At 70.9% G+C, this 962-nt stretch carries 1 protein-coding gene; it reads right to left on the bottom strand.

Features of this window, described 5'->3' with window-relative positions:
• Nucleotides 1-962: TonB-dependent receptor domain-containing protein (locus AC1D12_RS34170; RefSeq protein WP_477845501.1), on the bottom strand; the 962-nt coding region annotated here is incomplete at both ends.

Below are 962 nucleotides of genomic sequence, written 5' to 3'. Positions count from 1 at the left end.
GAGGTTGGTCGCCCGCGTGTAGTCGAGCTTGCCGTCCAGCCCCAGCGTCCAGCCGTCCTGCCGCAGCAGCCGGTGCTTGCCGTTGATCTCGATGCCGTTCAGGCGTGCCCGCACCGCGCGGAACGCATACTCGGGGAACGACTCGGGGCCGTCATCGCCCTCGGCCTCGATCTGCTGCCCGGTTGCCTCCAGCGAGATGAAGCGCGAGAAGCGCGTGCTGAACGCGCCCAGCCGCAGCTCGTTGCCGTCGTCCTTCCACGCCAGCGCCACGTCGATGTTGTTGCCGCGCTCCACGCCCAGGTTCACGTCGCCGCGCTCGAATGCGCCGGTCGCCGCATGCACGCCGTTCGCATACAGCTCGAACGAGGTCGGCGCGCGCTCGGTGTAGCTCAGCGATCCGCTCAGCGACCAGGTCGGCGTCAGCTTGTAGACGTTCGCGAGCGACGCGCTGCGCACCGGGAAGCTGCGCGCATCCGCCGCGCCGAACTTCGGCTCGGCCGCATCGGCGGCATCGCCGTCCGACGTGATGCGCGCATGCTCCACGCGCAGCCCGGCGGTCAGCGTGCCGCCGCTCCAGGCCAGGTCCTCGAGCGCGAACAGCGCCTGGCGCTTCGTGCGCGTGCTCGGCACGAAGGCCTCGTCGCCCAGCGCGGAAAAGTCGAAATCCTCCACCTGCAGCCCGACCACGCCCTGCACCGGCCCGAGGGCCGCGTGCGTCGCCTCCACGCGCAGCTCGTTGCCGGCCGTCTTGAACGTGGTGCCGACCGCGCCGGTGCCGGTGTCGACCTCCTGGTGCTGGTAGCGGGTGTGGTTGAAGCTCGCGCGCAGGCCGGTGAACGGGCCGTCCAGCTGCTTCACCTCGCCGGCCACGCCGACGTGGTCGCGCTTCATGTCGATGTCGACGTCCGGCTCGGCCACCGCGCCGTAGGTGCTGCGGTAGGTGTCGACCGACAGGCCCAGGT

Source organism: Rhizobacter sp. P1_G5, from assembly GCF_056405435.1.
This window is presented reverse-complemented; position numbering and strand designations above follow the sequence as displayed.